This window comes from Flavobacterium maritimum (assembly GCF_040049085.1).
Taxonomy (GTDB): Bacteria; Bacteroidota; Bacteroidia; order Flavobacteriales; family Flavobacteriaceae; genus Flavobacterium; species Flavobacterium maritimum.
In genome coordinates, this window is record NZ_JBDLZY010000001.1 from 763089 (window position 1) to 782047 (window position 18959).

The following is an 18959-nucleotide window of genomic DNA, read 5'->3' on the forward strand; positions in this document are numbered from 1 at the left end:
ATTTGGGGCTTTTTTGTGGTTATTTGAAATGATTATTTTATATTTTCTTCAATCAACGCAATTAGATTTTCGTGAGAAATGAACGCATTTGCGTTTACAATATTCCCTTCTTTGTTAATGACGATTTTAGAAGGAATTCCTTTTACTTTATACTTTGTTACAATATCATCTTTAAAATCATATAAAACATTAAAATCGTATTTATGATCAGAGATGAATTTGTTTACATTTTTCTCAATGTCTTTTGCTTCTCCTTTTTCCCATACATCGATAAATAGAAATACTACATCTTTACCTTTGTATTTTGTAATTAACTCCTGCATACCGGGAAATGAAGCACGACAAGGACCACACCAAGTTGCCCAAAAATCCAAAACAACCGTTTTACCTTTATAATCAGCCAAGCTTATTTTTTTTCCTTCAAGGTTGACCAAACTAAAATCAATTGCTTGGGCACTACCGTAGGTTTTTATAAGATCTTCTTTGTTTTTATCAGCAGCAATTTTGTCAGCGTTTCCTTTGAGCTTTTCAAATTGGTCTAAAGGAAGATTCATTTTTTTATAAATCTCTCGCAAATGGTTTAACATTACTGCTGAATCAACTCCGGCAGCTATTTGTTGCTCCAGATAATTCTTGGTAAATTCTAATCCTTTCACTTTTTCGGCAAAACCAGCATATCTTTCTTTTCCTCCAGTATCCAATCCGTCCAGTTTCGCGATTTCATCCTGGTATTGAAAAGCCAGATCATACTTTTTCTGTTTGTATAGGATTAATGCATAGGTGTCAGCAAACATATTGTACATTCCTTCCAATTGGGCAGGGTCATCATTTTCTTTTGGATTGACCATTCTCTCTTTGACAATAAGCACAGTTTTCTTTGAAATTTGTTCTATAAAATCGATGTCTTTAGCCGGTGTAGTTAAATCCTGTCCAGATGCATCCCATGCATAATTATTATAGACGTTTGCAATCGTAAATTTATCAACGATTAGATTTTCATATTTTGCCAGATTAAGTGTGTCTTTGTTTTTAAGATAAATTGGCAGTAATTGAGAATAAAATCTGCTATCAGTTTCTGTAGAGTGATCACTGAATTTTGTGTTGTAGCTTTTTAAGGATTCTAAAACGAAGCTTTCCGTTTTATCTTTGTTTTCATAAAAACCTTTCCAAAATTCATTTTTTGCCACTTCTCCTTGTGGATATTTAGTTAATACCAGATTTTTTGTAGTATTTAGTTTGTCAGCTTTGTTTACTGCGTAATAAATATTATAGGCTGCATTAAGACTCTTTTCGTCTTTTTTAGTTTCTAATTTTTCTGCCAGCTGTATTAATTTAGGTGTGGTTTCTTCCTTGTTTTCTCTATATAATAAAAAAAGATAGTCCTTGTAAGCATCGGTTTCTTTTAATTTTGGATTCTGTTTAAAGAGTTCGTCATAGCGTTTTATACTTTCTGCGGAACTTATCTTCAATTTCAAAGCATAGTTAGCAAAATCAGCCAAGTTTAATTCTTTTATTTGAGCATTTTCTAATGCGCCTTTTGTTGTATTGTTTAAATAAATAACATAACCTTTTTCTCCATTGTTATCGATGGTGTTTTTTTTAGCGTCATTAACTGCCAAGTAGAGTACTTCAATGGAATTAGGTACTTTTACTTTAAATGTATAGTTGGCTTCGTTTTTTGCCAGTGGGAATGACTTTGAAATATACCCTTCATAGGCTATGGTAACAATAGCATTTTCGGGAATTATTAAACCTTGGGGAGATTCATAGATAAACTCGTTTTCTTGCCCTGATTTAAATTCGGCATTTTTTAGTTTCATTTTTCCATTTTGTGCAAATGAAAAAGTGAAAGCTAATAAGAAAAATAAAACAATTGATTTTTTCATAGTAGTGAGATTGAGTTGTTGATTTATTTTTTTAAAAAACGACTGATTACTAAAGCCTTATCTGCTGTATCAATGATGTAGTAGATAATTATTTTGTAACTTATTTCGTATTTCAAATGTAAATCAAATTTTAATATCAATCTATTTTGTACGAATTATTTTAACTTATTTATAACAAATAAACTGTTTTGAAACAAGGAGTTAGGTAATTTTTATTTTTAATGAAATTATAAAAGGATAGGTATTGTAATATAAGACTCAGAAAGCATGTTCGTTCCCGTTTTTCTGATACCGATTAAAACCAGTATGACTATTTTAGTTTTGTTGCGAATGCAGTTTTACGTTTCCGATAGATCCCTTGGCAGATGGAATTAATTCAAAAACCGAAGTGGGTGCTAGAGTTGGTTCTATTCGATGTGAAACATAAATGATGGTCATGTTGGTCTCTTCCTTTAAGAGATTGATGAGTTGTATAACCAGGGCAACATTTTCATCATCTAAACCTTCTACAGGTTCGTCTAAAATCACTAAAGGAGGATGTTTTAAAATGGCGCGAACAATCAGCGCCACTCTTTGTTGGCCGATGGAGAGTCGATTGAATGTTTTGTTTTTAAGATGACTCATTTGAATCACGTCCAGCCATTCTGCTACAAGTTGTTTTTGTAATTGGGTTGGCCGGATATATAATCCGATGGAATCAAAAAAACCGGACAGAATCATTTGTTCTAAAGAATCGTTTCTTTTGAATAATTCGGTCATTGCCGTTGAGAAAATTCCGATTTGTTTTTTAATTTCCCAAACACTTTCCCCACTTCCTTTTTTCCTGCCAAAGAGATATAAATCCTGCCCGTATCCCTTGGGATTGTCTCCGGTAATCATTGATAAAAGCGTGCTTTTTCCAGATCCATTTGGTCCAATAAGTTGCCAAAATTCTCCTTGTTTAATAGTCCAAAAAATACGGTCGACAATTTTTCGTTCCTCATAACTTACAGAAACACCATCCATTTTGATGAGGATGTTTTCGCTATAAGTCATAGGTTCCAAGGGTTTTGGAATAAGAGAAGCTCTCGTAATTTTTTGATTTATTTCTCCCGAATTAATCGCGTGTAAGGCAAACGAATTATCAACTATTCGGACTTTGTTTTGGATAAATGGAAGTAAATCTGCTGTGCGGTTCACTAATTGTATGATAGCAACTGTGGACGAAAACTTTTTTAATGAATCGGCTAATGCTTCACGTGAGGCTTGGTCTAAATGATCAAAAGGATTATCAAAAATGATATAATCCGGATTTTGATGGAGACAATAACGTAGAAACTCCTTTTTTTGTTCACCCGAAGAAAAAGTGCGCAATTTTCGGTTTGATTCCGTTGCAGCTTCTATGGTATCATACTGGTTTTCTTTTTCAATGAATTTTTGAATGGCAATATCAGAAAACAGAATTCCTTTCAATGTATTAAAAGGAGCTAAATCACCTTTTGCTTCTCCTGAAAGTATGGTTTGAATAAAGCTGTTTTTATCAACCTGATTCGATAAAAGAATGTCCCAATGTAGTTTTTTGTACATTTTAAAGTATGCTGATTTATTAAATTGTGATTCGGTAAATTTAAGTCATACTATTTAAACATAAAAAAACAAAGGGTTAAATCATTCCCAAGATCAATAAAATTGAAAAAAGAATAAGCATCACAGTCACCAGGTTCTGAATGGTTTTGATAGTCACTTTTTCTAAGAGTTTATTACCAAAATAAGCTCCGATAAAAGCAGAAAGCGTTGCTAAAGTCAGTAAAGTATAATCAAAGTTGTTATAATGATTGATTATTTCTTTGGAATAGATACTCAATCTGGAAATATCAACCAGACAGGCAATAACGACTCCTGTGGCTATAAATGATTGTTTGGATAAATTGGCTCGTATCAAAAAAGCAGCTCTCAAGGCTCCTTGATTTCCTGAAAGTCCCCCGAAAAATCCACTAAGAATACCTCCAATCGGCAGGTATTTTTTATCAAATTGTAAGTTGGCTAAACTCGGAATCACTTCAAATAGGGAGAAAAATAGCAACACAACTCCAATGATCAGCTTGATTGGCATGATTTCAAAGTGGTGATTTCCCAGCGTATAGGCGGCTAATGTTGGCATGTCATTTAATAAAGAAAGTAGGTAGGCCCCCAGAAAAGCAAAAAGGATGGCAGGAATCCCAAAGCGAAACACCACACTGCCATTAGCATTTTTACCCAACAGAAATAATTTAAAGAGGTTGTTCAGAAAATGAACAATAGCGGTTAAAATAATGGCTATTTCTATTGGAAAAAACAAACCGAAAACAGGAACAAGTATGGTGCCTAATCCAAATCCTGAGAATAGGGTTAGACCGGAACCGATTAAGGCAGCAAGACAAATGATAAAATAGTCCATTTTTAATTTTTAATAAAGGATGTTAAAGAAAAGGCTTTGCTTCTTCTTCTGAATAATTCAAATCGGTATGAAAGGTTTCTTTTAATTTCCAAAGAGCCAATAAAGAAATAACCGAAAGCAACGAGCCTACAATCATTCCTGATTTTAAAATATCACCATCAAAAATTTTATCTCTAAAAAAGCCATAAATCAATATAATTAGCGGAAGGGAGCCTCTTACAAAATTAGGAACAGTAGTTGTTACCGTTGCTCGGATATTTGTTCCAAACTGTTCGGCAGCGATGGTTACAAACAATACCCAATAACCTACAGAGAATCCCATAATGAAGCAGAGTGTATAGAATGTAGCAGCTGTTATTCCGAAAGCGTTCAAATAGACAAAAACCATGATGAAATTAAAAACTAAAAATAAGTACATAATTTTTTTTCGGCTTTTAAGCCACTGGCTCAGTAAACCAGTGGCAATATCTCCAAAGACTAATCCCGTGTAGCAAAACGCGATGGCTTTTCCGGCCGCAATCGTTTCAAATCCTTGCACTCCTAAAACTTTTGCAAATTCTGGTGAAAAAGTAATCAAAACACCTACCAAAAACCACAATGGAATACCAATAAGGATGCATTGAACATATTTGAGAAAACGGGTTCTTGTGGTAAACAAAGAGAGGAAATCGCCTTTTTTTTCTTCGCTTTCCTGTACTTTTTTGAACATACCCGACTCTGAAATACTGATTCTCAAAAAGAGTAACAGAATACCTAAAATTCCACCGGCATAATAACACAAACGCCAATCCTGAAAAATCTGATAGACTAAATAAGCCGCGACAGCTCCCGAAACCCCCACAGAGGCGACAATCATGGTTCCGTAACCTCTTTTTTCTTTAGGCAAACTTTCGGTTACTAATGTAATTCCGGCACCCAATTCTCCAGCAAGACCAATTCCTGCAATCAATCGCCAAAACGCATATCCATCAACAGTGGTTACCATTCCATTAGCAATATTAGCCACTGAATAGAGTAGGATAGAGCCAAATAAAACAGATATTCGCCCTTTTTTATCTCCTAAAATTCCCCAAAGAATTCCGCCAAACAACATCCCAAACATTTGCATGCTAATCAGATATTCCCCTTGATTACGGATGGCGTCTCCTGTAATTCCTAAATCTTTAAGACTATCGGTTCGTACAATTCCAAAAAGAAGTAAATCATAAATATCTACAAAATAACCTAGTGCAGCAACAATTACCGCAGCATTAAGGATCTTGGTGTTTTTGGGTATTTCTAAGGAAGTGTTGTCTTTCATTATTATTTTTTGGTCATTTTTAGTTGCATCAATAAATCGGTTTGCTGGTCGTTGCCCATGGTAAAAATATGTTTATCAAACACTACAAATCCATTTTTATTGTAAAATTGTAATGCTCTATGGTTTTCTTCCCAGACCCCCAGCCAAATATAATCCACAGCTGTTTGTTGCGCAACAGCAATTGCTTTGTCCACTAATAATTGCCCTAATTTTTTTCCGTGAAATGCCTGTAAAACGTAGATTCTTTGTATTTCTAAACTGTTTTCTTTGCCTTCTTCAGTTTGAGCTTTTCCAAAATTTATTTTTAAATAACCAACAGCTTCCGATTCAGAAAAAGCAAGATAATATTGTGAATCCGGATTGTTTATTTCAGAAGTTAATTGCTCTAAATTAAAACTTTGTTGATTGTAATTATCAATGTTTTCTGGAGTATTCACAGCTGCAAAAGTTTCCATAAAGGTCTTTTGGCTGATTGATTGTATGGTCTCTAGATCGGCAATCGTGGCTTTTCTGATTTCGATTGGGTTCATAATAGTCTCTTTTTCTTACTTTGGAAACCAAAAATACACAAATAAATTGACTGACAATTTGAATTATCTATGACGCGATTAAACAATTCAATTTTTTACGGGCGTATTTCTTGATTTCAATTTGTACTTTTGAATTCGGAATTAAAAATATGAACCCACACATTTAGTTGTGGAGACAAACAAATAAGTAGTTATTCATGAAAATCGTTATATCGCCTGCCAAATCCTTAAACTTTGAGAAGGAATTACCAACGGAAACTTTTTCTCAAGCTTCCTTTTTAAAAGAAGCCCGACAAGTTCATCAGGTTTTAAAACAGAAATCCCCAAAAGAATTATCCGAATTAATGGCAATTTCAGATAAGTTAGCTGATTTGAATTGGCAACGTAATCAAGAATGGAAAACGCCATTTACGGCAAAAAATGCACGCCCAGCAGTTTATGCATTTGATGGAGATGTATACACTGGATTAGATGCCTATTCAATTCCGACAAGTAAATTAAAGACGTTGCAGAATAAATTACGAATATTATCAGGATTGTATGGGGTGCTAAAACCATTGGATTTAATCCAGCCTTACCGATTGGAAATGGGAACGAAATTACCCGTAGGCGAAAGTAAAAATTTATATGAATTTTGGAAAGAAACGGTTACTAAAACCTTAAATAAAGAACTTAAAAAAGACGAGTTATTCATTAATCTGGCCAGCAACGAATATTTTTCGGCTGTCGATGTTAAAGCACTGAAAGTTCCTGTTATCACTCCGGATTTCAAGGATTATAAAGATGGTAAATTGAAAATGATAAGTTTTTTTGCCAAAAAAGCCAGGGGGATGATGGTGCGTTATATTATTGATACCAATGCCCAAACGATTGAGGATTTAAAAGGTTTCAATTATGATGGCTATCAATTTGACGCTAATTTATCGAAAGGGAATCATTTGGTTTTCACCAGATAGGTAGAGACGCGATTTATCTCATTTTTATAAATGTAATGTAAAAAGAAAAGACGCGATAAATCGCGTCTCTATAAGTTCTAATGCATGGCATCGGCAGGATCTATTTTATTTTTCCCTTTTTTAATTAATAAAATAATAGGGATACAAAACAGAAACAAAATCCCCAGATAAAGAAAAATATCCATATACGATAAAACGGTACTTTGCTTCATTATGGAATAATCCATAACCTGATAGGCTTTTTTCAATGCCTCGTTGCTACTAAATCCTTTAGACATAAATCCCTTTTGCAAAAGCGCAATCCGTTGTTGTACTTCAAATTTGCTTGCGTCTAAATGAGAAACTAAATCCACACGATGTTTTTGACTGAATCGGGTAATGAAAGTGGTAATAATTGCAATACCAAATGATCCTCCTAACTGTCTCATCATTCCGGTAAAGGCAGCGCCTTCACCAATATGTTTTCCTTTTAATGTCGAAAGAGACAAAGTTGTTATTGGAACAAAAAGCAATCCTAATCCGACTCCTCTTAAGATTAATGGCCAAAACAGATGTTCTACGCCTGTATTTGGTGTCATCCTATTGTACATCATCAAGGTGAAGAAAAAGAAAATTAAAAATCCAACAGCAACCATATAACCTTGCGGCACACCTCTTTGAATTAATTTACCAATAATTGGCATCATGAAAGCGGTGGTTATCGAACCGGGAATCAGTAATAAACCAGCATCAGTGGCTGTCCATCCTAAAATGGCCTGCGTATAAATTGGAATAATTAAAGTGGAACCATAAAGCCCGAAACCTAAAATAAAGCACATTAAGACTCCAATTCTTAGATTTCCATCTTTTAAAACACTCAAATTTACAATTGGATGCTTATAGGTTAACTCTCTCCAAATGAATAATATTAAACCAAAAAGAGATATGACACTTAATACTATAATGGTGGTGTTGTTAAACCAGTCATCTTGCTGACCATGTTCTAAAACAAACTGTAAAGACCCGATAAAAGAGGCCAAAAGAAAAATTCCCCACCAATCGACTTGTTTGGCTTTTAGTTTTTCACCGTATTTTGGGCTTCTTACAAAAGTCATGGCCAAAATAGTGGCGATGATTCCAAGCGGTATATTGATATAAAAAATATAAGGCCATGAAAAATTATCAACCAGATATCCCCCTAAAGGTGGCCCTAAGGTTGGTCCTACGATTACTCCCATTCCATAAATAGCCTGAGCCATTCCACGTTTTGCAATGGGGTAACTCTCGGTAATAATAGTTTGTGCCGTAACAAGTAAAGCGCCTCCGCCTAAACCCTGAATAAATCGAAAGGCGACAAGCTCCCATATATTATTGGCATTACCGCATAAAAACGAAGAAACGGTAAAAATAATAATGGAAACCACAAAATAATTACGTCTTCCAAATTGTTGTGAAAGCCAACTTGTCATTGGAATAACAATAACATTTGCAATAGCATAAGCGGTAATTACCCAAGCCACATCATTTAATGTCGCGCCCAGACTTCCTCGCATGTTAGTCAGGGCCACATTGACAATAGTGGTGTCTACAATCTCCAGCAGTGCACAGAGTACTGCCGTTATCGTAATAACAACGCGTCTAAAGCCATATTCTACTAAATCATCTTCTGCTTGTGTCATTCTATTTTATATGTACGTCAACATCAACATTCATTCCCGGACGCAATAATTTTATTTTTTCAATATCGTTGGTACTATTCAAGCTTATTTTTACAGGAAGTCTTTGAATCGTTTTCACAAAGTTTCCTGTAGCATTATCTGGAGGAAGCAAAGAAAATCTAGAACCTGTTGCTGGCGAAAAAGAAGTAATTGTACCTTCAAAATCATAATCGGGATAAGCATCTACTTTTACAGTTACTTTTTGTCCAATAATCATTTTGTTCAGCTGCGTTTCTTTGAAGTTAGCAACAACCCAAGCTTCATTGTTGTTGATAATATAAAACAATGATTGTCCCGCTTGTACCAATTGTCCTGGCTGAATATCAATTTTTGAAACCTGACCATCAATAGCAGCAGTTACTACTGTATAGGTTAAATTCAATTTTGCCGCATCAAGCATTGCTTTGGCTCTTTTGATATTAGCCGCTGCTACTTCAGTTTGTTTGTTAGAAACTCTTGATTTAGCTTCAATAACTGATTTCTGGAATGCGCTTGCTTTTTGCTGTTGTTCTAAAATACGGACTTGACTTTCGGCTTCTTGTTTGGCAGCCAAAGCTTGTTCGTATTGTTGTTTTGTGATGGAATGCTTTTTATACAGATTATTATATCTTTCATAATCACTGTTGATTCTACCCAATCTTATTTTCGCAGTTTCGATGTTTCCATAGGCTGATTGCACATTCGCATCAGAAACAGAAATACTTGCCAATGCACTATTGATGTCTTCTTTGGAAACTTCAAAACTTCCCTCGGCTCCAATAAATGCGGCATTAGCCTCTTCTATTTTTAATTCATAATCCCTTTTATCAATAGTAAATAAAGTATCTCCTTTCTTTACAAAATCATTGTCTTTGATGTACACTTTATTCACATATCCTGAAACTCTAGGAATGATTGGGTTCATGTTTTTCTCAATTTGAGCATCATCGGTTTCTTCGTGAGCCAGAGAGTGCATGTATTTGAAAGTTCCGTAAGTTCCTCCTAATACGATCAAAGTCACTAGGATAATAATAAATTTTATATTTGTTTTTTTCTTTTCCATTGGTGAGCGTGCTTATATTTTTGAAAGATTGAAAGTTTGAGATAATTGTCCTGTTACAGATAGTAACTCATAGTATTTTTGAATGATAGTTACTTTTGTCAACATCTTATTGATTCTGGAAGTTAGCTGGTCGACATCAGCTTCAAGCAAATCATTGGTGTCCGAAAGGCCACTTTCGTATTTGTCCTTGATAATTCTGTAATTTTCAGAAGCCTGTTCAACCGCTTGGTCCAAAACAGCGCTTTGTTTTAAGGCCAGATCGTAATCCTCAATAGACTTTTGAACTTCTACTTTGATATAGTCCTTCAGCAATGCCTCAGAATTTTGTACTTCAAGAGCTTTGCTTTCCGCCAGTTTTACCGAAGCTCCATTTTTTAGGATACCACCCAAATCATATGAAAGGCCTACGCCAAAATTCATGGCATTTTGAACCGTAACCACATTTGCAAGATCCAGGGCAGTATAGCCACCAATAAGTGAAATAGCTGGATAGTAGCCTCCTCTAGCCATTTTTATATTAGCTTCACTTGCTTTACCTTGAAATTGAACAGCCTGTAAATCTTTTCTGTTTTCCAATGCCAATTGATCATTGGTAGGGATATTATCCATTCTTAGGTTGTCAAAATCACTTTCACGAATTTCTAATTTGGTTTCCGAAGGTAATTTTAACAGGGTAACTAAATAAAAGTTTACCGTTTTCAGATTGTTTTCGGCTTCATCTATTGTCAATTGTATTCTGGAAACCTGTAACTGCGCTTTTAATAAGTCGTTTCGGGGAATGATTCCGTTCTTTTCCATTTCTGTAAAATCAAATACACGTTGTTGAGCGCTTTTTTGATTCTCTTTTAATAGCTCTATTGTTTTCTGGGCTTTGTACAGATTTGCGTATTGATTGATCACTTTCATAGCCACTTCTTCCTTTGTTTGGTTGGCTGTGGCTGTTTCTGCCTCATATAAATTTTCAGACATTTTGATGCTGTTCTGTATTTTAAAACCCGCAAAAACAGGTATACTGGCATTCACTTGTCCAATCATCATTTGATCCACGACAGGAGGACGGGCAGGATTTGCATCTTGGTTGATTTTTATATCCACTGAAGCGTTTGTCAATCTTTGGTATTGTCCGGAAGCTTTTAAATCCGGATATTGATTGTTTTTTACGGTCTTCAGTTCGTATTTTTTGGAGTTGACTTTGGTGTTTGCCAATGTCACTTCATTACTTTTGACCCAAGCCAAATGAATGGCTTCGTCGAGCGTTAAACTTGTCTTTTCTTGTGCTTCTATGGATGAGATTCCAATAAAGAAAACACTAAAGAGCATTAATGGACTAATTTTCATAAATCAGCAGGGCTTTTATTGTTTGTTGGATATGCTTTGTTAAATGTGTTTTTATATAATTGTTGTATAGTTCTTCTGTTTTTAAATTCAATAAATCTTCAAAGAAATGTTTATTCATTTGAAAATGAAAAAAGGTACCAAGGATAGTGGGTGTGATAAGCGGAATGATAACGTCTTTTCTAAAAACGCCTTTGTTTTGGCCTTCCTGAATAATAGCTTCTAAGGATTTTAAATTTCCTTTTTTTAATTCTGAAAAAGCCTGAAAATTTTGATTCTTCTTTCTGGACGTAAATTCAAAGTGAATTATTCTGTAGATTCCCCGGTTGCAATTGATTCTATTGATGTAAATCTCGATTAGCTTATTGATTTTATCCATAGGTTCGAGGTCTTCTTGCAACAAATCATCTAATTGGGCTTTTAGATCGGATGTTTTATAAAAGATTAAGGATTCCAGCAATCGTTCTTTAGACCCAAAGTAATAGGAAACCATAGCGATATTTATTTTCGCTTCTTTTGAAATGTCTCGAATGGAAGTACCATCAAACCCTTTTTCTGCAAATAGCTTTTCGGCTACATTCAGTATCTGAATCTGTTTGTCGTTAAAATTACTTTTCAATTTCCTTAAATTTCGAATTCTTGACAAAATTAAACAGTTGTTTAATTTAAACAGCTGTTTAATTTTTGTTTAACATTTTTTTAACAGTTAAGTTTAGATTGCTCTTTCTGTTGAAACGGTTTTTAATTGGAAGGTAATTCCTTTATAAAGAGTGGTTTTTTGATCGTTTATTACATTTTAAGTGCTCAAAAATGCGATGTCAACGACCGAAGGTGTTATTGTTTTGCTTTGATGGGTATCCAAATTTCTTCTTCTGAATTTGGATCTTCCTTTTTGTATTTTTCTCCTAATAATTCAAAATGAGGTCTTTGATCTAGAAGATATTCGGCATTAGGCAACCAGGTTCTAAAAATGTATTCGAAAATAGCGGTGCTTTGTCCCTTATGATGAAAAACAGCATAAAGTCCGCCAGGTAAGATAAAAGTTTCCATCTCATTAGGAATAGTATCAAAGTCTAATACTTCAACGGCGGCCCATTTTTCGAAAAGCGCTTCAAGGTTAAAGGAATTGAAATATGAAGGATCATACACCTGCATCGAGTAGAGGTAAGTACCAATAGTGTTTTGTACTTCTCTTCGTCTAGGCATGAAACTTTGCCACAATTGCATCGTTTTATTGTTGGCCAGTGACATTTGCATTCGTTTGCCAATTAGCTTTTTTTCTGCTAAAATTTTTATCGTTGGAATCATTTAAAATACTATTTATCGAATGGATTTTTTCATACAGACACTGATTTCAACATTTTCATATTGATCATAGTTCGGGATTACGACATAACCGGATTTATGATAAAGAGCAATCGCATCGGGATTGTTTTTTCCTGTTTCTAAAACGCAGGCCGAATAATCTGTTTCGGCAGCCCAAGTTTCCAATTCCTTTAAAACAGAACGGGCGATTCCTTTTCCCCGAAAATCAGGATGAACGAACATTCGTTTGATTTCGACCGTTTCGGAATCATATTCTTTGAAGGCTCCGCAAGCAATTGCTACTGCTCCCTGATAGTAAACTACCACATTTTTGATGGAATCCATTGTATCAAATTGTGCATAAAAAGCATGGTCTTCACCATCTCTAATGGCTAAATCTATATCTAATAAAACAACAAGTTTCTTAAAGTCGGTATTGTCTGATGTTGTTCTTTTTAAAGTGACCATGTTATGAATTGTTAGATAATTTGAAACAAAAATAACAAGCATTTAATTTAAAATAGCTATTTGATTTTATTTTTTTTGAATTGTTCTTGGCTGTTGCCAATGGAATAGTAGTGTAAAGAAAAATAGGGACTTTAGCTTAGATTGTTTTGCATTGGCTAGCGCGAGTTTTCCGCTAGTCCTATTACAAATTTTTAGTTATTTCTTTTGCTAGTGTTCACGAGCGGGACGCTCGCGCCAGCAGGGGGGGAGTCAAATTTAAAATATAGTTTTTATTCGTTTCCGCTATCAAATCTCATTAAGGCATAATTTCTTTTCCCTTTACTAAGACCATACGAAATTGATATAATTTTAGATTCTTCATTTAATAAAATCGGCATTTGAAATTTATTATTTAAATAAATAAGAAAAACTTTATTGTAGTTTTCGGAAACAATTATAGTTGGATTTTTTAGTTTCGTAGCTTCTTTATAGGAATAGACTTTTATTGTTCCAGGATTTTTTTTGAATTCATTTCTGTGGTATTTCAAAAGAGCTAAAGTCATTTCTTTTCCGATTTTGTTACATTTCATATATTTGATAATGACGTCTTCTGTTTTGACAGAATTTTCAAATACCTCATAAGCAAAATCATTTACCAATTTTTTATCACTTTGCAGATAATAAAAGTAGTATACGCTGCCTATAAGTGAAATTACAGTTAAAATTGATATTATTTTTTTCATAATTTTTAATTACAGGTTTCTGTATTATTAGCTACATTGGTCCATTGGCTGCGAGCGTCTCGCTCGTACCTATTAAAAATTTATTGTTTCACTGCACACGCAATGAACCTTTATCGTTAGCTGAAGTGCTCAGCAAAACATCAAACCATCTTTTTCTAATTTAATTTGAGGTTTATTTAATTCTATTACTGCAGATTTAACTTTAATTTGATCTTCTCTGGATAAAAATATTGGAACCAATTCTTTAATATCTATTTTTAGTAGTCGGTTTATAATAACTAAGTCTTTAAGAGTAAAAGGTTTTATTCCATTCATCAACTCAGACATGTGAGTTTTACTTTTGTGACCTAAAATGTGGCCCAAATTTTCTTGAGTTAAATCTAGAGCTTTTAATTTTTTTCGTATTTGTTGCTTTCTATTTTCTATAAAAATTCTTTCTCGTTCAGCAATAATCTCTGATTTGTCACTCTCAATTACTTTCTCTTCAGTTATATTGTCTAAGTTAGACCATTCTCTATTTTCATAGTCCTCGATTAAATCTCTTAATTTTTTTCTAAGATTTTTAAAGTGTACGTTCTCTTTAGATAGTAATCTCAATTTTCTATCTGCAATCATGGCTCTTTCTAAATCCAATTCATTAGTAATTGAACCATTTTCAATGAACTTTTCTATGTCAAAATGTGTTTTCATTATTCAATATGGTTTTTATCTCTAAGCCATTTTTCAATGGTTGATTTGTTATTTTTAAAAACTCTTTCATACTCTTGATGCGTTCCTGCCCATATTATTGTAGCTTCCCCTACATCATCTAACTCAATTAATATTAATGTTCTATGAATATTAATATTAAAAAAATAAAAACCATCACTGTGAACGCAATCTGCATCATTTCGAATTTCGGTTAGCACCGATTCGTCTGGTTTAAATTTTTCTAAATCTTGGATTAATTTGTCAATTTCAGTACATAATTTTTTATTTCCAATATTTTTATTTTTCAATTTTAAAATTGTCTTTTTACCTATTACTCTCATAATAACTTTAGCAAATATAATATAAAGTTCGGAATATAACCGAACTTTATTGTTGATTTTTTATTTATCACTCGCATTACCACTAACTTATAGATACTCACTATATAATTGCGTTTGCTGTCAAATTTATAAAAAAAATATTACAAATTACGAAAGATGTTTTTTGATTTATGGAATAATCGCCATAAAAAAACGGCGTTTAAATCAAGTTTAAACACCGTTTGGTTTTATGTAAAATGAAAATCAGTTATCGAATTGCTTTCACAAAATCCTCAATTTTACTTGTTCCATTTTCTTTTAAATGCGTGATAAAAGCACTTCCTATAATAGCACCTTTGGCAAATTCAGTAGCTTGATTGAAGGTTTCGGCATTGTTGATTCCAAATCCGATTACTTGAGGATTTTTCAGATTCATGTCGGCAATGCGTTTGAAATACGTTTCTTGTGTACTTCCAAAACCAGATTGAGAACCCGTTACACTCGCAGAGCTTACCATATAAATAAAGCCATCTGATACGCTGTCAATAAAACGAATGCGTTCTTCGGAAGTTTGTGGCGTAATCAAAAATACATTGATTAATCCGTATTTCTCGAAAGTACCTTTGTATTGTTCTGCATACACATCAACCGGTAAGTCAGGAATGATTAATCCGTCGATACCAATTTCAGCACATTTCTGGCAGAAATTCTCTACTCCATATTGCAACATCGGATTGAAATAGCCCATTATTATCAAGGGAATACTAACTGATTTACGAATGTCTTTTAATTGGTCAAACAAAACTTGCGTTGTCATTCCGTTATGCAAAGCTTGGGTTGAACTTGCCTGAATAGTTGGACCATCAGCTAATGGATCACTAAAAGGTAATCCAATTTCAATCATGTCGATACCGCTTTTTTCTAAATCCTGAATGATCTGCACCGTATCGTTTAAGTTAGGATATCCTGCTGAAAAATAGATAGAAAGTATTTTTTTGTCTTCTTGTAATTTTTGATTTATTCTGTTCATTTTTTTTATCTTTTATGCTATTGGATTTTAAATCCTACAGTTGAGTTTTATGTTTATATGAATCATTTAGTATTTTACTTGTCCAACCGACATCGTGTTTTTCTACAAGTAATAATCCGGCATTTGAGTCTTCCATTTTTGCTATTAATTCCCCTTTGTTATTCCAAAAAGCAGATCGGCCTCCTGAAGGAATTCCGTATGATTCTCCACTAAAATTCGCCATTAATACATTCATTTTATGCTCTGAAGCATAGCTTTGTAAGGATTGATGCGCCTCTGGAATTCCGTTTGGTGAAAAGAAAATACTGGCAATATAGAGGGTGCTTTTGTTCTCTTTCGCCTTTTCAGGATGCAATGGATGATCAATATCGGCACAAATGGCAAATGAAATTCGCTGGTTCTCCATTTCAATTATTGGGTTATAATCGAATGAGGATTTATAAGAGACCTCTTCACCGGGGTGAAGAAATTGTTTGGTATATATAGAAACCGTATCGTCTGGAGAAATTATAAATTCGCCAATAAATAAATCCGAATTTATCTTTATTGGTGCTCCGGCAATTATAGTGATTTGATGTTCAATAGCTAATTTTTTCAGCTGATGTAAACGGGAATCGTTTACTGAAAAAGCCAATTCTCCTGCATTTTCTCTTTCATAACCCGTAATTGACAATTCTGGAAACACAATTAAATTAGCATTATTTACTGCAGCCAATTCGATGAGACGGTAATGATCCAAAAGATTAGAATCAATATCTCCCCGTTTTGGTTTTGTTTGTGCAGCTGCTAAAATCATTATGGTTCTTTTTTAGTTTTCCTGTATTAAATTCTTGTTGTATTAGATCGCGGCGCTGTAGGCCCATGCTTTTTGATTCGATTGCAAATGCACTTCAACGCGTCTGTAATGCAATCCCTCGTACTTATCGGCTTGATGAAGGTCTCTCATTGTGATTTCGTATACAATTCCGTTGATAGTATCATCTGGATTATTTGTTTCCACAATGATAGGGTAGTGTACTAATCCAAATTCTTCTTCAATTCGAATTTCCTTTAACTCGTAACCAACTAATGTTTCTGGTGTTCCTTCGAGAGTACGTCCAAAAAGATTTTCTTGTACATCATCATGTTGCAAGGTGCCATAGGTGAATAATTTTTGCATAGTTTCTATTTTAAAAATGTCAATTAAACTTCATTTTTTATCGGTATGCTTTGCGCGTTAGGGATGGAAGCGGCATCCTTTATTGTCCCGTTTTTTGGGATAATAAAGATATAGCGTACAGCCCGACCCTTGTGGTAACGCCCTGAAATAAATTCAGGATAAACCCTAAAATAAATTCAGGAAAACCCTGAAAAAATCAGGATTAGCCGAATTATAATTTAAAATAATCAATATAGGTATTCAAATCTTTGTCACCACGACCTGAAAGATTCAATACCACAATATCTTCTGGTTTGAATTTCATTTCGTCGAGAACAGCAAAGGCATGTGCGCTTTCGATAGCCGGAATAATCCCTTCCATTTTAGAAAGCTGTAATCCCCAATTCATTGCCTGATCGTCCGTAATGGAGATGAATTTTGCTCTTCCTGAAGCAAACAAATGAGCATGCATAGGACCAACACCAGGATAATCCAGACCGGCAGAGATTGAATACGGCTCGGTGATTTGCCCGTCAGGAGTTTGCATCAATAAGGTTTTACTTCCGTGAATGATTCCGATTTTACCCAATGCTGAGGTTGCAGCGCTTTCGCCAGAATCCACTCCCAAACCAGCCGCTTCAACAGCAATAATATTGACATCTGTTTCATCAAGGAAATGATAATATGCTCCCGCAGCATTGCTTCCTCCACCTACACAGGCAATCACGTAATCCGGGTTTTCACGACCTTCTTTTTCTAATAATTGGGATTTGATTTCCTTTGAAATAACCGACTGAAAACGGGCTACCATATCTGGATAAGGGTGAGGTCCCACCACAGATCCGATGATGTAATAGGTATCAACAGGATTATTAATCCAATCGCGAATCGCTTCATTTGTAGCGTCTTTTAGGGTTCTGGAACCAGAAAGTGCAGGACGAACCTCGGCACCCAGCATTTTCATACGAGCCACGTTTGGTGCCTGACGTTTGATGTCGATTTCCCCCATGTACACAATGCATTCCAGTCCCATCAAAGCACAAACAGTAGCAGTGGCAACTCCGTGTTGACCGGCACCTGTTTCGGCAATGATTCTTTTTTTACCGAGACGCTTGGCTAATAAAATTTGCCCAATAGTGTTGTTTACCTTGTGTGCTCCGGTATGGCATAAATCTTCTCTTTTGAGGTAGATTTTTGTATTGTATTTTTCGGACAGACGTTTTGCAAAATAGAGTGGAGTAGGACGACCTACATAATCTTTTAGCAAGGCATCAAATTCGGCTTGAAAGGAAGGTTCTGCTGTAATTTTTAAATATTGTTGGCGTAATTCTTCCACATTTGGATATAACATTTCAGGAATGTAGGCACCTCCAAATTCTCCGTAATAGCCTTTTTCGTTAACGTTGTATGACATAATTTTATTTTAATTGCGTAGGGACATTTGGCGAATTGTCCGTACATGATTTATATTTTTTAATCCGGGTTCTATTTCAAATTTACTGTTTACATCGATGGCATAAACGGGCAGATTCGTTTTTAAAATCTCATTTACGGCATCCATTTCATCTAATCCGATTCCGCCACTTAAGAAAAAAGGTTTGCTTGAGGGATAATTTGCCAATACTTTCCAGTCGAAAGTGGTTCCGTTTCCGCCCGGTAATTTTCCTTTGGTATCGAAAAGAAAATAATCACAAACTGTTTCAAAAGGTTCAACAACATTAAAATCAAAAGTATCATCAACGGAGAACACTTTGATGATTTCAATGGCAGCATCGATTTCACTTTTTAAATCTTTACAAAATTCCACTGATTCATGACCGTGTAATTGGATAGCCTGTAAATCGTATTTGGCTATTTTTTCTAAAATAACCGGAATGCTTTCATTTACAAAAACCCCTACTTTCCGAATCGATTTTGGTAGATTGGGCAAATCGCCGTCAAAATACCGAGCCGATTTTTCCCAGAATATAAAGCCCATATAATCGGGTAGGAGTGAACCTACTTCGAGAATATTATCGGGATATTTCATGCCACAGATTTTGAGTTTCATTTTTTTAATGCTTTAAGCAATAGGCAGTAAGCTTTAGGCTTTTGCTTTATGCTAAATTAATATTCATGGATAGG

At 34.5% G+C, this 18959-nt stretch carries 20 protein-coding genes; 1 reads left to right on the top strand and 19 read right to left on the bottom strand.

Annotation, left to right across the window (positions count from 1 at the left end):
- Positions 1-32: 32 nt before the first annotated feature.
- From ABEB23_RS03420 to ABEB23_RS03440, 5 genes are all read right to left on the bottom strand, one after another.
- A complete protein-coding gene (locus ABEB23_RS03420; protein WP_348810971.1) occupies positions 33-1886 on the bottom strand; it encodes a TlpA family protein disulfide reductase in 1854 nt (617 codons plus the stop codon).
- 315 nt (positions 1887-2201) lie between these two features.
- A complete protein-coding gene (locus ABEB23_RS03425; protein WP_348810972.1) occupies positions 2202-3452 on the bottom strand; it encodes an ATP-binding cassette domain-containing protein in 1251 nt (416 codons plus the stop codon).
- A gap of 76 nt (positions 3453-3528) precedes the next feature.
- The gene (locus ABEB23_RS03430; RefSeq protein WP_348810973.1) at positions 3529-4302 is read right to left on the bottom strand and encodes a TSUP family transporter; all 774 of its coding nucleotides are present in this window, start codon (positions 4300-4302) and stop codon (positions 3529-3531) included.
- Between the two features lie 22 nt (positions 4303-4324).
- Positions 4325-5602: an MFS transporter gene (locus ABEB23_RS03435; protein ID WP_348810974.1), complete on the bottom strand. Its 1278-nt coding sequence runs from the start codon at positions 5600-5602 to the stop codon at positions 4325-4327.
- A gap of 2 nt (positions 5603-5604) precedes the next feature.
- Positions 5605-6132: a GNAT family N-acetyltransferase gene (locus ABEB23_RS03440; RefSeq protein WP_348810975.1), complete on the bottom strand. Its 528-nt coding sequence runs from the start codon at positions 6130-6132 to the stop codon at positions 5605-5607.
- A gap of 197 nt (positions 6133-6329) precedes the next feature.
- On the opposite strand from ABEB23_RS03440, the gene yaaA reads away from it, so the two are divergent.
- Positions 6330-7088: a peroxide stress protein YaaA gene (yaaA, locus tag ABEB23_RS03445; RefSeq protein ID WP_348810976.1), complete on the top strand. Its 759-nt coding sequence runs from the start codon at positions 6330-6332 to the stop codon at positions 7086-7088.
- 77 nt (positions 7089-7165) lie between these two features.
- Here yaaA and ABEB23_RS03450 read toward each other — a convergent pair whose 3' ends face one another.
- From ABEB23_RS03450 to ABEB23_RS03515, 14 genes are all read right to left on the bottom strand, one after another.
- Entirely contained in the window at positions 7166-8746 is a 1581-nt protein-coding gene (locus ABEB23_RS03450; RefSeq protein ID WP_348810977.1) for an MDR family MFS transporter, read from the bottom strand.
- A gap of 1 nt (position 8747) precedes the next feature.
- On the bottom strand, positions 8748-9827 hold the full coding sequence (locus ABEB23_RS03455) for an HlyD family secretion protein (protein ID WP_348810978.1): 1080 nt from the start codon (positions 9825-9827) through the stop codon (positions 8748-8750).
- Between the two features lie 12 nt (positions 9828-9839).
- A complete protein-coding gene (locus ABEB23_RS03460; RefSeq protein WP_348810979.1) occupies positions 9840-11165 on the bottom strand; it encodes a TolC family protein in 1326 nt (441 codons plus the stop codon).
- Positions 11155-11781 carry a TetR/AcrR family transcriptional regulator gene (locus tag ABEB23_RS03465; RefSeq protein WP_348810980.1) on the bottom strand — a complete coding sequence of 209 codons (627 nt, stop codon included), beginning with the start codon at positions 11779-11781 and terminating at the stop codon, positions 11155-11157. Before ABEB23_RS03465 ends, ABEB23_RS03460 begins: the two co-directional genes overlap by 11 nt.
- Positions 11782-11996: 215 nt before the next feature.
- The gene (locus ABEB23_RS03470) at positions 11997-12470 is read right to left on the bottom strand and encodes a GyrI-like domain-containing protein (RefSeq protein ID WP_348810981.1); all 474 of its coding nucleotides are present in this window, start codon (positions 12468-12470) and stop codon (positions 11997-11999) included.
- 12 nt (positions 12471-12482) lie between these two features.
- Positions 12483-12935: a GNAT family N-acetyltransferase gene (locus ABEB23_RS03475; RefSeq protein WP_348810982.1), complete on the bottom strand. Its 453-nt coding sequence runs from the start codon at positions 12933-12935 to the stop codon at positions 12483-12485.
- A gap of 269 nt (positions 12936-13204) precedes the next feature.
- Positions 13205-13657 carry a hypothetical protein gene (locus ABEB23_RS03480; RefSeq protein ID WP_348810983.1) on the bottom strand — a complete coding sequence of 151 codons (453 nt, stop codon included), beginning with the start codon at positions 13655-13657 and terminating at the stop codon, positions 13205-13207.
- A 129-nt stretch (positions 13658-13786) separates the two neighbouring features.
- Positions 13787-14347 (bottom strand): helix-turn-helix transcriptional regulator, encoded by a 561-nt coding sequence (locus ABEB23_RS03485; RefSeq protein ID WP_348810984.1) that lies wholly within the window; start codon positions 14345-14347, stop codon positions 13787-13789.
- Complete coding sequence (locus ABEB23_RS03490) at positions 14347-14688, bottom strand: type II toxin-antitoxin system HigB family toxin (RefSeq protein ID WP_348810985.1); 342 nt, start codon at positions 14686-14688, stop codon at positions 14347-14349. The genes ABEB23_RS03485 and ABEB23_RS03490 overlap by 1 nt, the downstream gene beginning before the upstream one ends.
- A gap of 247 nt (positions 14689-14935) precedes the next feature.
- A complete protein-coding gene (gene trpA / locus ABEB23_RS03495; protein ID WP_348810986.1) occupies positions 14936-15697 on the bottom strand; it encodes a tryptophan synthase subunit alpha in 762 nt (253 codons plus the stop codon).
- Between the two features lie 34 nt (positions 15698-15731).
- Positions 15732-16493 carry a carbon-nitrogen hydrolase family protein gene (locus tag ABEB23_RS03500; protein WP_348810987.1) on the bottom strand — a complete coding sequence of 254 codons (762 nt, stop codon included), beginning with the start codon at positions 16491-16493 and terminating at the stop codon, positions 15732-15734.
- 42 nt (positions 16494-16535) lie between these two features.
- Positions 16536-16856, bottom strand: coding sequence for a gamma-glutamylcyclotransferase family protein (locus tag ABEB23_RS03505; protein WP_348810988.1), 321 nt, complete (start codon positions 16854-16856; stop codon positions 16536-16538).
- Between the two features lie 211 nt (positions 16857-17067).
- The gene (gene trpB, locus ABEB23_RS03510; protein WP_348810989.1) at positions 17068-18249 is read right to left on the bottom strand and encodes a tryptophan synthase subunit beta; all 1182 of its coding nucleotides are present in this window, start codon (positions 18247-18249) and stop codon (positions 17068-17070) included.
- 9 nt (positions 18250-18258) lie between these two features.
- Positions 18259-18885: a phosphoribosylanthranilate isomerase gene (locus tag ABEB23_RS03515; protein WP_348810990.1), complete on the bottom strand. Its 627-nt coding sequence runs from the start codon at positions 18883-18885 to the stop codon at positions 18259-18261.
- Between the last annotated feature and the right edge of the window lie 74 nt (positions 18886-18959).

Coding starts and splice junctions, on each gene's coding strand:
- ABEB23_RS03420 (WP_348810971.1), bottom strand. CDS start 1,886: ATGAAAAAATCAATTGTTTTATTTTTCTTATTAGCTTTCACTTTTTCA.
- ABEB23_RS03425 (WP_348810972.1), bottom strand. CDS start 3,452: ATGTACAAAAAACTACATTGGGACATTCTTTTATCGAATCAGGTTGAT.
- ABEB23_RS03430 (WP_348810973.1), bottom strand. CDS start 4,302: ATGGACTATTTTATCATTTGTCTTGCTGCCTTAATCGGTTCCGGTCTA.
- ABEB23_RS03435 (WP_348810974.1), bottom strand. CDS start 5,602: ATGAAAGACAACACTTCCTTAGAAATACCCAAAAACACCAAGATCCTT.
- ABEB23_RS03440 (WP_348810975.1), bottom strand. CDS start 6,132: ATGAACCCAATCGAAATCAGAAAAGCCACGATTGCCGATCTAGAGACC.
- yaaA (WP_348810976.1), top strand. CDS start 6,330: ATGAAAATCGTTATATCGCCTGCCAAATCCTTAAACTTTGAGAAGGAA.
- ABEB23_RS03450 (WP_348810977.1), bottom strand. CDS start 8,746: ATGACACAAGCAGAAGATGATTTAGTAGAATATGGCTTTAGACGCGTT.
- ABEB23_RS03455 (WP_348810978.1), bottom strand. CDS start 9,827: ATGGAAAAGAAAAAAACAAATATAAAATTTATTATTATCCTAGTGACT.
- ABEB23_RS03460 (WP_348810979.1), bottom strand. CDS start 11,165: ATGAAAATTAGTCCATTAATGCTCTTTAGTGTTTTCTTTATTGGAATC.
- ABEB23_RS03470 (WP_348810981.1), bottom strand. CDS start 12,470: ATGATTCCAACGATAAAAATTTTAGCAGAAAAAAAGCTAATTGGCAAA.
- ABEB23_RS03475 (WP_348810982.1), bottom strand. CDS start 12,935: ATGGTCACTTTAAAAAGAACAACATCAGACAATACCGACTTTAAGAAA.
- ABEB23_RS03480 (WP_348810983.1), bottom strand. CDS start 13,657: ATGAAAAAAATAATATCAATTTTAACTGTAATTTCACTTATAGGCAGC.
- ABEB23_RS03485 (WP_348810984.1), bottom strand. CDS start 14,347: ATGAAAACACATTTTGACATAGAAAAGTTCATTGAAAATGGTTCAATT.
- ABEB23_RS03490 (WP_348810985.1), bottom strand. CDS start 14,688: ATGAGAGTAATAGGTAAAAAGACAATTTTAAAATTGAAAAATAAAAAT.
- trpA (WP_348810986.1), bottom strand. CDS start 15,697: ATGAACAGAATAAATCAAAAATTACAAGAAGACAAAAAAATACTTTCT.
- ABEB23_RS03500 (WP_348810987.1), bottom strand. CDS start 16,493: ATGATTTTAGCAGCTGCACAAACAAAACCAAAACGGGGAGATATTGAT.
- ABEB23_RS03505 (WP_348810988.1), bottom strand. CDS start 16,856: ATGCAAAAATTATTCACCTATGGCACCTTGCAACATGATGATGTACAA.
- trpB (WP_348810989.1), bottom strand. CDS start 18,249: ATGTCATACAACGTTAACGAAAAAGGCTATTACGGAGAATTTGGAGGT.
- ABEB23_RS03515 (WP_348810990.1), bottom strand. CDS start 18,885: ATGAAACTCAAAATCTGTGGCATGAAATATCCCGATAATATTCTCGAA.